Here is a 13,472-nt window from a genome sequence, read left to right on the forward strand (position 1 = left end):
GCCGAAATGGGCGGTCACGATGCCGAAACGGTCGGTCACGATGAGCCGAAATGGGGTGTCGGTCACGATGACCGAAATCACCGGTCACGATGCCGAAATCGGCGGTCACGTTGGGCCGAAATACGCACGCAACAGCACGCCCAGGATCGTGCGCTGGCGGCGCACCACCTGGCGCAGCCGCTTGAACTGCTTGGCATGGGCGTAGCCGCCGGCGCGCCGCCGCAAGCTCTGGCCCTCGCGCTCGTGCGTCATCTTGAGCTTCAGGCCCACCCGCTTGGCCAGGCGGGCGATCTTGGCCCGCGCGACTTCCAGCAACCGGCTGTCGGTCGGATGGGCAATGGCCTTCTCCTGGACCGTGGTGTCGACCGTCAGCCGTGGCTACGCCACTGCGCACCGGCAGCGCCGCATCCACCTCAGACATCATCGGCGCAAGCGTCTTCAGGAAATGACCGATCAGGGCCAGACCGGCAGTCGGGGTGGGTCGTAGTGGAGTTGCTTGACTTGGATCGGGCGCATGGCCGGGTTGTTCCAAAGCCATGAAGCTCACTGCCACTGGGCGTCACCCGCAGGGTGAAGGGCTACAGAGGGGCGGTCACGGATTCAGGACCTAGCCGGCTTCCAGAAGCATCTCAATGAGTTGTGAACGTCTCTCGTCAGGCAATGCGTGCCACAGAAGCAGCAGTTCTGCAGTTTGGTCGTCCGGCGAATAGAAGAACTCGACTGGAACATCAAGAGCCCTGGCCAACTGCTGAGCAACGCTGAACCGGGGGCTATGCACACCTCGTTGGTACTGGCTCATCCTGACGCTTGCGGCATCGTCAATTTCAGCAGCTACGGCGACCTGTTCCAGAGTCAAACCGGCACGAGCTTTGGCTTGGACGAACCGACGAGCAAATACCGGAAGTCCGCCTGCATTGGCTGGCTCGGGGCTCTTCGTGTCGGACTTAGGCTGCGCTGCTTTCACCTAAGCAACTCTTAGGCATTGGCACTTCCCTGTCCCTAAGTTATACTTAGGTAAAGATCAGCCCTCACCCTGAGGTTGATCTGGTTCACCGCTGGGAGTGACCTATGTCCTACCGCTTCTGGGAATCCACCCGCTGGCTCAACAGCGCCCTCTGCTGCCGCTACACCGTTGTGCAGTTCGGCATGCTCCAGCTTCCGATGCGGATTGACGGGGTGCGGTTCACTGCCGACTGGCACTGGGCGCTTGGCCTTTTTACCGACGGGCAGTTCCAGGTGTTCGGCGCCTGGCGCGATGAGGGCCCCGAGACGGCCCAGCGCATTGCCGAAGATCTCCACAATCGCGGGTTGGAGCGGGTGGGTGCGTTGGCGGCTGACGAGAGTCTTGTCGCCGCCATGAAGGCCCAGCGCCCGAAGTTCTGTGAACGCTCCGTGGCTGAGCTTGTCGAGTCCGGCGCTGCCAGCTATCGCATGCGGCAGGCCATCCGTTGGACCGACACCGCCGCGCAGCACCTGCAGGGACGCATGTCGCGTGCGGCGAAAAAGTACGGTCCGTTCGCCGATCACGTCGCGGCAGCCGACTTCCTCGCGCAGACATTTCAGCGCGCAGACCGGGATCTGCTGGCCGACTACTGGAAGCGCGCAAAACCGGCGCCGTATGGCGTCAGCGCTGCGCCCCGCGTCCTGGTCCGAACGGCCTGACTGCCATGTCGGCGTGGCTCGTGCACTGGCCGGAGGTTCTTGAACGGGTGCGTGGCGCCTTGCGACGCCGTGGGCAGACCGAGCACGAGGCCGAGGATCTTGTTCAGGAGGCGTGGCTGCGGCTGGTTCGCTACGAAGACGAGCGGCAACCCGTCGAACAGCCTGAGGCCTTCCTGATGCGCACGGCACTGAACTTGTCCATTGATGCGCATCGCACAGCCGTGGGACGGGGCGAGCACGTCCTGCTGGAGGATGTGGTGATTCTGGACACCGCCCCCTCCACGGAGGCCGTGGTGCTCGCCAGAGAGCGCATGGCTCGACTTGCGCTGGGTGTGAGCCGGCTGACTGAGCGGACGCGAGAAATCCTCGTGGCGAATCGAATCGATGGGCTGCCCCCCGCTGAAATCGCGAAGCGCTTCGACATCAGCGTCGCGACCGTGCATCAACACCTTGCCAAGGCGACACTGCGGCTGAACGAGTGGATGGAAGGCTGGTAGCCGTGCAACCGTGGGACGCCTCCGGGACGCAGGGGGCAAGCGACACGCCGCGCGTGACGCGCGAGATCTTGGCCGAGGCTGCCGTGTGGGTGACGCGGCTGCACGGTCCTGACCGGTCACGGGCGATGGAGCGCGAGTGCCTGGCGTGGCAGGCCCAGTCGACGGCGCATCGCCTGGCCTTCGAGCGCTGCACGGACACGTGGCAGGAGGTGGGTGGCCTGTCGCGGGCGCAGATTCAGGCAGCCGTCGAAGTGCGGCGTCGCGTGGCTCCCTTGCGCGGCCGCGCAGGACGCGTGGCCGTTGGCCTTGCGATGCTGTGCCTGGCGGCGGTGTCTGTCGTGCTCCTCTGGCCGGGTCACACGTACGGCACCGGGGTCGGCGAGCAGCGGATGATCATCCTGGCCGATGGCAGCCGCATGACGCTGAACACGTCGACTGAGGCTCGCGTCAGGTTGACAGACTCCCAACGGACCGTGACCGTCGAACACGGAGAGGCGCTTTTCGAGGTGGCGAAGGACGCGGGCCGGCCATTCGTCGTGAAGTTGGCGGACGCCCAGGTGGTCGCCACCGGAACAGCATTCCTCGTTCAATCCTCGCCGCCATCGCAGGCGGCGGAAGGTTTTGGTGTGACGCTGATCGAAGGTCAGGTGATCGTGCAGCGCTCGGCAGGATCAGCGCAGGGCGAGCCCCGTGCGCCCGTCGTCATGGCGCCGGGCGAGCGCTTGCGTGTGGCGCTGTCGCCTGGCGCTGCGCGCCAAACAGCGTCGCAGATGCGCGTGGATCGTCCCAAGCTGGATCGGCTCCTCGCCTGGCAGCGGGGCTTCGCCATATTCGATGAGACCACACTGGCAGAGGCCGTCGCCGAGATGAACCGCTACAGCACGGTGTCGATCACGCTTCGTGATCCGCAGACGTTCAAAGAGCTGCGCATCGGCGGCACTTTCCGAACCGGCGACAACGAGGCTTTTGCGCAGGCGCTGGCCAGACTGTTTGACCTGGTCGTCACGCCGCGCGACGGTGGGCTGGAATTGGCCCGCAAGTAGGTCTCGACGTGCTGTCGCTCAGCCGGTCTCGATCGCTGCCGATCGGACAATCGAGGCTGTCCCGATGCCCGCTTCGCTGGTCAAGGTGGGCTGGGCCTCGCCGATCATCAGCGCCACTGGCTGACCCGCTGCCTGCTCGAGGCTGCGCATGGCATCCACCAAGGGAAGACCGTCGATCTGGCCGATGCGGCTGGTGTCGATGTCCAGCGCGCCTGCCACCTTGACGCTGTTCAGCCCGGTCCTTCTGGCCGTGCATGACACCAAACCTGGGTGTGCCTGCAGTGCCTGGGCGACGGCCTCGGCGATCTAGGTGCCAGGGTCGCGGCGTGTCGACCAACAGGTCCACAGGAAGTACAGCAGCGGCTGGTGCAACAGCTGATGGACGCCCGTGGATCCAAGCGGAGAACTCATTCGCAAACAGTCAGAGCACTGGGGCGCGCAACCGCCGATTGCATGGGGCGGGCGTTGGGAAAAGGCGATCCTGTCTGGTGGATCGATGGGGCGAGCGACCTGGACCGACGGCTGGTCAGGACCTCATGCCACTTGGTTTTCTGCGCGCCCATCGCCAGACTGAGCAGCGGTGACCAGATGTACCGGGCTCGGCGGTGTCCTACTGCGGCGTGGGCCATAGGCGCGGGAAATCGCGGTGCCGCGCCTACGCCGGTGAGTGTGCATGCGACCTAAGGTTGCGGCATGCAGTACCAAGACAACCACGCCCATGCGCAGCGGCACGAGCGCCTCGCTGCCGAGTTCAACACCTACATCTCCGATCGTGCCTTCCCTTGCGTTGGCGCGAAGTCTGCGTCCAACCGGGGCCGCATGGACCTGATCGTCTGTGACGAGCTGGGCACCGAGGCAAGCGCGCAAAGACTGTGCTGCAGCCTGGCCCAGTTCTCTGCTCGGTATCCGGAGCCTGGCGAAGATCCGGTCTCCTTCGTTGCCATCTTCGAGGCATGCGTGGGTGAGGAGGACGAATTCCATCAGAAGTTGTGGCGTCAGCTGCAGTTGATTCACGATCTCGATGCCACCCGACATGCATGGGCGACGGGCGTCAGCGATGACCCGGCTTCAAACGACTTCTCGTTCAGCGTCGCGGGCCGGGCGTTCTTCGTCGTGGGATTGCACCCGAACTCATCACGCTTGGCGCGACGCGCGCCTCGCCCCACGCTGGTGTTCAATTTCCATGAGCAGTTCGAAGCGATGCGCGCGAGCGGCCGGTACGCCAAACTTCAGACGGCGATCCGTCAGCGTGACGTCGAGCTGCAGGGCAACATCAATCCGGTGCTGGCGCAATTCGGGCAGGCGTCCGAAGCACAGCAATACTCGGGCAAGCACGGGGGTGGCTGCCCGTTCCAGGTACGCAAGGCCGCAGCATGACCGAATCTTGCAAGTGCAGAATCCCGCCCCAGTCCGGTCAAGGCTTTCGCATGAAGCGCGGCGATGTGCTGCGTGTCACCGATCCGCAGGGGGAGCAGGTTTCAGATCTTTTTGCCTTCGAGGAAGGGAACCCTGCTTGTGCGCTGTCCTCGGGCCGCAGCATTGACTACGCCAGCAAGATCTATCTGAGCACGGGCGACGTGCTGTGGTCGAACGACAGCCGGCCCATGTTCACGGTGTTGCGCGACGACGTGAAGAGACACGACTTCCTGCTCACCCCGTGCAGTCAGGAAATGTTCGAGATCCTGTACCGACACAAAGGACACCATCCCAGCTGCTTCGAGAACCTCGCGAACGCCTTTGCGCTCTTCGGCATCGAGCCTGCGCGGATAGGGACGTCGTTCAACATCTTCATGCGCGTGGATGTCGACCCGCAAGGTCGCGTCGCGGTTCTGCCGCCGCTCTCGAAGGCGGGTGACTGCATCGAACTGCGCGCGGAAATGGATCTCGTGTGTGCGCTGACGGCCTGCTCTGCCGAGGGCTCGAACAACGGTTCCTTCAAGCCGATAGATTTTGAAGTTCTCAGCTCATCGTCCCAGGTCGATGTCTGACCATGCATCGGCTCTGCCGACATCGCGTCCGCCGATCCAAGCAATCATCAGCGGCCTTGGCGGCGCCGTACTTGTCTGGATCGCCGCATCGTCGGCGTGGAGTGGTCTACCCGCATCGGACGCAGAGGTAGCTGCGGGCCGCTCCAACGCTTGTATCGCCGCGAAGCTGAGTGACCCGCAGGCTCGGCAGCGCGGGCCCTCGAAAGGGGAGCTGGAGACCATCAAGCGCCAATGCTCGCGCTGACCTGCGACGTGCTGCCGTTCTGTCAGAACCAGGCAACCTCGCCGCGCTCAGCGCCGACATCAAAACTGCAACGTACCCTCGATCGAGTCGTCGAGCGTCTTGCCGATCGCTGCGCCGATCGCCATCTTGGCGCCAGCCACGAGGTCGCCATGCTTGTTGTCCCAGTAGTAGCCGGATACCAGCTTGACAGCGATCGTGGTGATCCGTGGATCATCCTTGCCCTGCGTGAACCACGTCTTCATCAACGGACTCCAGAGCTCCTCAATCTTTGCTGAATCCCGTCCGATGGTGGCCTGGCCTTGCAAGCTCGCGAAGCCGGAATGTTCAGAGCCTTGAAAGAACAGCCAGACGAGGGGGTTTCGCTGAATCTCGGCATTCTTGTGGCTGTCCGCCGCGCTCATGAACCACATCACGCCAGCGTCGTCGACTTCAAGCGCACCCATGGGACGGTTGGCGTGCGAACCACCGGTGCTGACGCCCGTGCAGAAAAAGCAGGTCTGATTCTTCTTGATGGTCTGGCGGACACGTTCCAAAGCATCAGCGCCCGTCAAGTCGGCACGGTTGTTCTCGGGCTGTTCGCGGTTGATCGAGTCCATTCTGATTTCCTGGTAGAGGTCGGTCTGGTGCATGGGCAATAAGCGTTCGAGACCGGCAGCGACAACATTGCGACGCCCACGGCGCCGGCTTCAGCAGCAGGCCGCCACAGCGTGCACGCCCAGGCCGACCTGCGGCGCGCAAGGACAACGGCGCGCGCACTTTGAGATCGATGCCATGCGACCCGGCCTGGCGCCGCGCGGCGTGGCACCCCGGTGTTAGAAGGTCGCCAGGGTCTCGTCGATGAAAGCGCGGCCCTGGCGCTGCCCGATGTCCAAAAGTTGCTGCCTACCGTCAACCGCATCAGGGTCATGGCCGACCGCGCGTGGGTGGCCCAACAAGGGCTGGCTGAAATCCGGCGCACGTCGCTTGGGCGTCGTGAGATAGGTCGCGTCGAACAGTGAAGCGGCAGCTGCCAGAGCAACTGCCGCTTGTTCAGGCCGCAACGACTCAGCGGTAGACGTGCTGTCCGTTGTTGCTCGTCCAGTGCCGTTCGAAGTGATCCGCGTCTTCGTCGGACTTGGTGCGAACGCCCATCAGGATGCCGCCGTTCTTCAGGCCTGCCTCGTAGTGCTTCACACGCTCTTCAGGGATGCTCCAGCCGATCAGCGCGCCAACCAGGCCGCCGCTGGCAGCACCGGCGCCTGCGCCGGCGAGAGCCGCGGCCAGCGGGCCAGCGATCACCAGACCCAGGCCGGGAATGGCAACGCTGGTGCCAACGGCTGCAACAGCCGCAGCGACAGCGCCGATCGTGCCGCCGATCGCTCCGCCTATGCCTGCGCCTTCCGCTGCCTTGGTGCCCAGTTCCGTTTCGGCACCGACGTCGGTGAAGTGACGGGTTCGGGTGTCGTCGGACATCACGACGTCCACGTCGCTGCTGCTGTAGCCGCGATCGCTGGCGGATTTGTACGCGGCTTCGGCGCTGGCGCGGTCGGGAAACAGTCCGGTCACAAGGCGTCGGTCATCGGTGGGGTTCATCATTGGCTCCTGTTGTGGGTGTTCGACCGAATCGGTCAATTGCGGTCCGCCTTCGGCGCGAGCGCAACTTCGCGGCCAGAGGCACGCGTGCTATCGCTGGCAACTGGCGTGCCTTGCGACGTGGTCATGCCGTCAACCTTGGCATCGACCTTGTCGCTGGCCTGGCGGGCGCGGTCCGCGACGGTCGGACCCGTGCGCACGACGGTGGCGGTATCAGACCTCTTGATGGCCTTGTCGTTCGCGACCTTGGCGGTTTCCGGGGAGGTGGCGATCGCGTCCGGACGCGATGCGGACGGAGCCACTACCTCCTGAGCGAAGGCGGTAGAACAGGTGGCAGCGAAGGCGAGGCCTGCGGCAATTCGCGAAATGGCGTTCATCAGTGGACTCCTGGCTAGGTTGAGGGCGTGGTGCCCGCATTGATGGGGGTGGTCAGCGTCCGCCTTGAAAGCTGACATAACGGATCTTTGCAGCGCAGGGCAGGGACGAGCGTGGGGGCGCAAGAGATGTCGGTGTAGGAGATGGCAGCCTCATCCCACCCCAATTCGAGGGGCGTGTATCGGCGATCTGGTCGGCATCGGAGGTTCCTGCCCGCATCGGGAAGTGCTCCGCACTGAACGTCAGCACCGGCTTTGCCGTTTCCATGTGAGCTGTACCGGCAGATTCGCAGGGCCGTTATGAACCCGGTCTGCAGATGCACGCGCTGCACAGGGTGGGCACCTCGGCAGCTCCCAACTCGGCGGCAAGCGTTACCTGTCGCGCCTGACCCGGCTTGAGCCGCCTGTAGGAGCTGCACGGCTGGTAGCCAGAAGATCGTGCGGCAAAGGCAACAGCAGCGACAACACGGCCCGCCCCTGCACAACAACGGCTTCAAGACACGCGCGCACGGCGTTGTAGAGCGAACCCCGATCAATCGGAGCGGGCATATGCCTTGCCGTGGCTTGCGAGCACTGAACGGAATTCCGAATGAATGCAATCGATGACGTCGCACTGCTGCCGGCAGCCATATCTGGGACAGGGATGCCCCTGCGCATCAACGGATGTGACGCTGTGGTGGATGTGAAACCGTGGACTTCGCTGCTTGACCTGCTGCGTCACGACCTCCAACTCACGGGAACCAAGAAGGGCTGCGACCACGGCCAGTGCGGCGCCTGCACCGTGCTGATCGACGGCATGCGCGTGAACGCCTGCCTGGTGCTCGCGGTCTGCGCGCAAGGATGCGAAGTCACCACCATCGAGGGGCTGGCCGCCCAGGCAGGCGATTCCGCCACTGCCAGCGGCCTGCATCCGCTGCAGCAGTCCTTCATCGACTGCGACGCCCTGCAGTGCGGCTACTGCACGCCTGGTCAGCTGTGCTCGGCAGCGGGTCTGCTCAACGAGCATCCGCCGGAAAACCGGCAGGAGATCAGGGAACGCATGAGCGGCAACCTGTGCCGCTGCGGCGCCTACCCGCAGATTGTCGACGCGGTCGCGCGGGTGGTGCTTGGGCCCGATACCGCACCGGCGGCCATCGTCGCGTCGACCGCCGCGATGACGGCCACGCGACAGACCGCTGGCGAGGAACGCGCATGAACGAGTTCGACTTCGTACGCGCGCGGTCGCCCGAACACGCCGTGCAGCTGATGAGCGCAGTCCATGAGGATGCGGCTGTACGCACGGCACCACGGTACCTTGCGGGCGGCACCAATGTCGTGGACCTCTGGCGCGAGGGCGTCATGCAGCCCAGATCAATGGTGGACATCTCGCGTTTGCGGCTGGCCGACATCACCGACGGACCGGACGGCGGGATCCGCCTCGGCGCCCTGGCCACCAATGCCGCCACCGCGAACCACCCGCTCGTGCGCAGCCGGTTGCCGCTGCTCCGGTCGGCCATCCTGGCGGGCGCGTCGCCTCAGATCCGCAACCGTGCCACCAATGGTGGCAACCTGCTCCAGCGGACCCGCTGCCTCTACTTCTACGATACCCAGGTGCCCTGCAACAAGCGCGAGCTTGGCAGTGGCTGCCCCGCAGTCCACGGTCTGGCCCGGCAACATGCGATTCTGGGTGCGAGCGATGTTTGCGTTGCGACGCATCCGTCGGACATGTGCGTGGCGCTCGCTGCGCTGGACGCCACCGTGGCCGTCATCGGCCCTGACGGCCTGCGGGCGATCCCCTTCGATGAGCTTCACCGGCTGCCCGGCGACCGACCGGACCTTGATACGACGCTGGATCCGGCCGAACTGATCACGCACATCGACATTCCCGCCAATCGCTGGCGAGCAAACAGCTGCTACCTGAAGCTGCGCGAGCGGGCGTCCTACGCGTTCGCGCTGGTGTCGGTGGCAGCGGCGCTGGACTTGAACGACGACGGCACCATCGCAGATGCACGTGTTGCGCTTGGCGGTGTCGCGCACAAGCCCTGGCGCAATCGCGATGCCGAGCGGCTGCTGGTCGGTCAGCGGCCGTCAAGCGAGGCCTTTGGCCGCTGTGCAGCGCGAATCCTTGACGATGCGCGGGCGTGTGGCGGTGCGGAGGTTCCCGGGGCACCGCCCGGCAACAGCTTCAAGATCCCGCTGGCCGCGCGAGCCATCGTGCGCGCGTTGGAGATGGCGCTGGCCGGCGTGGCTACCAACACCGGTGAAGACGCTTTCCGGGCGCTCGGCGCCGCCAGTGCCTCGCTGTCACAGGGGGCCGCGCGATGAACGAGGTCTCATTCTTCGACGACATTGACCGCGTGCGCCAGACGCAGCAGCCGATGGCCCCGGATGGCACCGGCACGGTCGCCATTGGCACGCCAACGCTGCGCATCGATGCGCTGGCCAAGGTGACGGGCGCCGCCCGCTATGCCGCCGAGCATGGTGACCGCGACGTGCTGCATGGCGTGGTGGTCAACACCGCCGCTGCGCGCGGCCGCATCGTGCGCATCGACGCGTCCAGGGCGCTGGCGTTGCCAGGCGTCATCGATGTGCTGTCGCATCTCAACCGACCGCCCATGCGCTCGCTGGACCTGTTCTACAAGGATATGACGGCGCCCGCGGGCTCGCCGTTCAAGCCGCTGCATGACGACGAGGTGTTCTACAGCGGACAGCCGGTCGCGCTCGTCGTGGCGGAGTCGCTGGAGCTGGCGCGTCGAGCTGCAGCGCTCGTCGAGGTGGAGGTCGACGTGGTGCCGCACGAGACGGGCATCCACGGCGGCCTGGTGCGAGCGCGCGACCCGTCGCATTTCAAGGTGGGCTACACGCCGCCGCCCAAACCGCGTGGCGATGCGGACGGTGCACTGCTGGCCGCTGCGCACACGGTGGACGCCGAGTTCTATGCCGGTGTCGAGCACCACAACCCCATGGAGATGCACGCCAGCACGGTGATCTACGGCGAAGACGGGCATCTGACGATCTACGACAAGAACCAAGGCTCGCAGAATTGCCGATGGCTGGTGTCGCGTGTGTTCGGCTTGTCCAAGGACCAGGTGACCGTGCGCAATGCGTTCGTCGGCGGCGCGTTTGGCTCCGGCCTGAGACCGCAGCACAACCTCGTCCTGGCGACGATGGCAGCTTTGAAGCTCAAACGCTCCGTGCGCGTCGTCCTGACCCGCCAGCAGATGTTCACCTTCGGCCACCGGCCCGAAACCTGGCAGCGCGTACGCCTGGGCGCTGATGCCTCTGGCAAGCTGATGGCGATGATCCACGAGGCTGCCGCTGAAACGTCCAGGAAAGAGGACTATGTCGAGGTCGTCGTCAACTGGTCGAGCCAGCTGTACCCGTGTGAGAACGCGCGCTTTTCCTATCAGGTCGTGCCGCTCGACCAGCACAGTCCCATGGACATGCGCGCTCCCGGCGCGGCGCACGGTGTGCATGCGATCGAGGTGGCGATGGATGAGCTGGCTCACGTCGCCCACATCGATCCGCTGGAGCTGCGTCGCATCAACTATGCGTACCGTGACATCGAGAAGGACCTCCCGTTCTCCACCAAGGCGCTGAGCGACTGTTACGACCTGGGGGCGCAGCGCTTTGGCTGGCAGCGCCGGGCGGCGCAGCCGCGCGCTCGGACGGAGGGCCATGAGCACGTCGGCTGGGGCATGGCCACTGGCACCTGGGATGCGCTGCAGATGTTTGCGCGCGTGAGGGCGACGTTGAGCCACAGCGGCCAGTTGCTGCTGGAGAGCGCCGCGAGCGATATCGGCACGGGAACCTACACCGCCATCTCCCAGATCGCTGCCGCCGAAATGGGGCTGCCTCTGGAGGCCGTCACCTTCCGCTTGGGCGACTCGACATTGCCGGTGGCGCCTATCGAGGGTGGTTCGGCACACATTGCCACGGTGGGGTCGGCAGTGCATGGTGTCTGCGAAAAGCTGAAGAAGGAACTGCTGAAGCGCGCCAAGGCGGTGGACGGACGGTTTGCCGGCGTCCGGCTGGCCGATGCCGTCTGGCGAGACGGCACTTTGGTGTGCCGGCGCACACAGGCAGCGCTGCCACTGGGGGCCCTGGTGAAGGCCAACGGCGAGGACCGCATTGAGGTCCAGTACCTGTTGTTGCCCAACGTCCTGAAACAGCGCAAGTTTGTGCGCGCGGTGCACTCTGCAGTCTTCGTCGAGGCAAAGGTGGACGAAGCGCTGGGCACTGTTCGGGTGACGCGTGTGGTCATCGCGGTCGCGGCAGGGCGCATCGTCAACCCGGTCACTGCACGCAGCCAAATCATCGGCGGCGTGGTGTGGGGCATCAGCCAGGCCCTGCATGAGGAGACGCTCAGCGATCACAAGCTGGGTCGCTTCATGAACCACAGCTTTGCCGAGTACCACATCGCCACCAATGCCGACGTGCCGGAGGTGGAGGTGTTGTTCGTCGAAGAGGACGACCGTATCGTCAGTCGCTTCGGCGCCAAGGGCGTTGGCGAGATCGGCATCGTCGGTGTGGCTGCCGTAATCAGCAATGCGATCTTTCACGCGACCGGCAAGCGCATCCGAAGCACGCCGATGACGCCCGACAAGGTCATGGCTGGGCCTGGTCTTGAGTCCTCAATGATCTGAACCGAAGGGCAGCCATGAGGGACAGTCTGATTCGAGCGGCACACGCCAGCCGGCAGGGGACAGCCGCATTGGCATGCAGCAAGGCGCCTCCGACGGTGGTCAGAGCCAAACCGGACAGCAGCAGCAATCTCTGCCACGAACAGCGCAACAACATGAGCCAGGGCGGTCAGCAGCACCGCAGCCACAGCAGCGCCACGAGCTTGGCGCTGCATCGGACGACAGTGCGACCGATCCCAACGGCGACGACATCTGATCCACCACCCGCCGACTCAAGTTCGGCGAACCCCCAACCACTAGCCAGCAGGAAATCTCATGCCTTCCAACGCTACGAAGACCTCAGCCAAGGCCACCAAGAGTGCAGCCAAGAAGCCAGCCGCATCGGCGAAGCGCAACGCCAAGCCTGACGCCATCGACTTGCTCATCAACGACCACCGCGAGGTGAAGTCGCTGTTCAAGGCCTACGACAAGCTGGTCAAAGCTGACGGGGACGCCGGCGAGAAGCAGGCCATCGCGCTTCAGATCTGCGTCATGCTTACCGCTCACGCCACCGCCGAGGAGGAAATCTTCTACCCGGCAGCGCGCGAAGTGCTTGCAGACGATGAAGACCTGGTCGACGAAGCTGACGTCGAGCACGCCAGCGCCAAGGAGCTGATCGCCCAGATTGAAGCCGGCTCGCCGCACGACGATCACTACGATGCCAAGGTCAAGGTGCTCGGGGAGTACATCGATCATCACGTCAAGGAAGAGGAGGGCGAGATGTTCCCCAAGGTCCGCAAGTCCGACGTGGATCTTGAGGCGCTGGGTGAAGCTATCGCCGAGCGCAAAGCCCAGTTGCTGGGGCAGGACGCCGATCCGCACTGAGGCCCCTGTGCATGCTGCGGACTCTCGCGAAACCGCCCCCTGCCCCTTGCGTTTCAACCCCGCTGTCATGACTCTGCGGTTGAAGAAGAACTACTTGATGAGCATGTGGCTCAGCGCGGCCAATGCTGCGCTGGGGCATGGGCGCGCGAAGGCCACTCAGGCGGTGCGGCGTCAGACCGCCACCGCGACGAACCAGGCCAAGCAACAGATCGCAGATTTCTGGTTCGGCGGGCTTGGAGCCAAACCCCAGGCCACCCGCCGCGCCAAGCCAAAGCGCAAACCCTGAAGCCCGGAGATGCCATGAACAAGTCTGTATCCAACGATGTGCACCGCGGCGTTCGCTTCGCCGTGGAGGCTGTGCCCCGCGGCGGCGGTTTCGAAGGCAGGTTCACTATCCTGGATGTCGCCACCGGTCACGTGACCGGTGCGGACGACACCTACCGTCCGACGACGGACAACCTGTGGAGCACGCCGCTTGAGGCCCTCAACTACGCTACCGAGGCGGCCCACCATGTCATCGAGGGCATCCCGGCGTTCGACAAGGGGATGCCCAGCGCGTGAGACGGGGTGCCCCTCGGATAGCCATCTTCACCAACCGGTACACAA

Annotated in this window: 16 protein-coding genes and 1 pseudogene; 11 read left to right on the forward strand and 6 right to left on the reverse strand. The window is 64.8% G+C overall.

Annotated features, from left to right (window positions below):
• Positions 1–126 precede the first annotated feature (126 nt).
• Together ACG02S_RS00005 and ACG02S_RS00010 are read right to left on the reverse strand one after the other, a co-directional pair.
• Positions 127–375: pseudogene (locus tag ACG02S_RS00005) on the reverse strand (IS5/IS1182 family transposase); the annotation flags it as partial.
• Positions 376–607: 232 nt separating this feature from the next.
• Positions 608–964, reverse strand: a complete 357-nt coding sequence (locus ACG02S_RS00010; RefSeq protein WP_394468380.1) for a helix-turn-helix domain-containing protein — start codon at positions 962–964, stop codon at positions 608–610.
• Positions 965–1,068: 104 nt separating this feature from the next.
• Between ACG02S_RS00010 and ACG02S_RS00015 the strand changes: the two genes are divergently transcribed.
• Genes ACG02S_RS00015 through ACG02S_RS00025 form a run of 3 tightly spaced genes read left to right on the forward strand, consistent with a single transcriptional unit; the run spans position 1,069 to position 3,202 of the window.
• Positions 1,069–1,662 (forward strand): hypothetical protein, encoded by a 594-nt coding sequence (locus tag ACG02S_RS00015; RefSeq protein WP_394468381.1) that lies wholly within the window; start codon positions 1,069–1,071, stop codon positions 1,660–1,662.
• A 5-nt stretch (positions 1,663–1,667) separates the two neighbouring features.
• Positions 1,668–2,159, forward strand: a complete 492-nt coding sequence (locus tag ACG02S_RS00020; protein ID WP_394468382.1) for an RNA polymerase sigma factor — start codon at positions 1,668–1,670, stop codon at positions 2,157–2,159.
• Between the two features lie 53 nt (positions 2,160–2,212).
• Positions 2,213–3,202, forward strand: a complete 990-nt coding sequence (locus ACG02S_RS00025) for a FecR family protein (protein ID WP_394468383.1) — start codon at positions 2,213–2,215, stop codon at positions 3,200–3,202.
• Positions 3,203–3,220: 18 nt separating this feature from the next.
• Here ACG02S_RS00025 and ACG02S_RS00030 read toward each other — a convergent pair whose 3' ends face one another.
• The gene (locus tag ACG02S_RS00030; protein ID WP_394468384.1) at positions 3,221–3,421 is read right to left on the reverse strand and encodes a hypothetical protein; all 201 of its coding nucleotides are present in this window, start codon (positions 3,419–3,421) and stop codon (positions 3,221–3,223) included.
• A gap of 474 nt (positions 3,422–3,895) precedes the next feature.
• Here ACG02S_RS00030 and gntA point away from each other — a divergent pair, with 474 nt between their 5' ends.
• Both gntA and ACG02S_RS00040 read left to right on the forward strand, forming a co-directional pair.
• On the forward strand, positions 3,896–4,579 hold the full coding sequence (gene gntA, locus ACG02S_RS00035; protein WP_394468385.1) for a guanitoxin biosynthesis heme-dependent pre-guanitoxin N-hydroxylase GntA: 684 nt from the start codon (positions 3,896–3,898) through the stop codon (positions 4,577–4,579).
• Entirely contained in the window at positions 4,576–5,190 is a 615-nt protein-coding gene (locus tag ACG02S_RS00040; protein ID WP_394468386.1) for a DUF1989 domain-containing protein, read from the forward strand. Before gntA ends, ACG02S_RS00040 begins: the two co-directional genes overlap by 4 nt.
• 303 nt (positions 5,191–5,493) lie before the next feature.
• On the opposite strand, the gene ACG02S_RS00045 is transcribed toward ACG02S_RS00040, so the two are convergent.
• From ACG02S_RS00045 to ACG02S_RS00055, 3 genes are all read right to left on the reverse strand, one after another.
• Positions 5,494–6,063 (reverse strand): pyridoxamine 5'-phosphate oxidase family protein, encoded by a 570-nt coding sequence (locus ACG02S_RS00045; protein ID WP_394468387.1) that lies wholly within the window; start codon positions 6,061–6,063, stop codon positions 5,494–5,496.
• Between the two features lie 415 nt (positions 6,064–6,478).
• Positions 6,479–7,006 (reverse strand): hypothetical protein, encoded by a 528-nt coding sequence (locus ACG02S_RS00050; protein WP_394468388.1) that lies wholly within the window; start codon positions 7,004–7,006, stop codon positions 6,479–6,481.
• 35 nt (positions 7,007–7,041) lie between these two features.
• Entirely contained in the window at positions 7,042–7,383 is a 342-nt protein-coding gene (locus ACG02S_RS00055; RefSeq protein WP_394468389.1) for a hypothetical protein, read from the reverse strand.
• A gap of 640 nt (positions 7,384–8,023) precedes the next feature.
• Here ACG02S_RS00055 and ACG02S_RS00060 point away from each other — a divergent pair.
• From ACG02S_RS00060 to ACG02S_RS00085, 6 genes are all read left to right on the forward strand, one after another.
• A complete protein-coding gene (locus ACG02S_RS00060) occupies positions 8,024–8,575 on the forward strand; it encodes a (2Fe-2S)-binding protein (RefSeq protein WP_394468390.1) in 552 nt (183 codons plus the stop codon).
• Positions 8,572–9,684 carry an FAD binding domain-containing protein gene (locus tag ACG02S_RS00065; protein WP_394468391.1) on the forward strand — a complete coding sequence of 371 codons (1,113 nt, stop codon included), beginning with the start codon at positions 8,572–8,574 and terminating at the stop codon, positions 9,682–9,684. Before ACG02S_RS00060 ends, ACG02S_RS00065 begins: the two co-directional genes overlap by 4 nt.
• Complete coding sequence (locus ACG02S_RS00070; RefSeq protein WP_394468392.1) at positions 9,681–12,005, forward strand: xanthine dehydrogenase family protein molybdopterin-binding subunit; 2,325 nt, start codon at positions 9,681–9,683, stop codon at positions 12,003–12,005. The genes ACG02S_RS00065 and ACG02S_RS00070 overlap by 4 nt, the downstream gene beginning before the upstream one ends.
• A gap of 312 nt (positions 12,006–12,317) precedes the next feature.
• Entirely contained in the window at positions 12,318–12,866 is a 549-nt protein-coding gene (locus tag ACG02S_RS00075) for a hemerythrin domain-containing protein (protein ID WP_394468393.1), read from the forward strand.
• Positions 12,867–12,945: 79 nt separating this feature from the next.
• Entirely contained in the window at positions 12,946–13,152 is a 207-nt protein-coding gene (locus ACG02S_RS00080) for a hypothetical protein (RefSeq protein ID WP_394468394.1), read from the forward strand.
• A gap of 14 nt (positions 13,153–13,166) precedes the next feature.
• Entirely contained in the window at positions 13,167–13,427 is a 261-nt protein-coding gene (locus ACG02S_RS00085) for a hypothetical protein (protein WP_394468395.1), read from the forward strand.
• Positions 13,428–13,472 lie beyond the last annotated feature (45 nt).

Origin of the sequence: Pelomonas dachongensis, from assembly GCF_043555865.1 — a bacterium.
Classification (GTDB): Bacteria; Pseudomonadota; Gammaproteobacteria; order Burkholderiales; family Burkholderiaceae_C; genus Pelomonas; species Pelomonas dachongensis.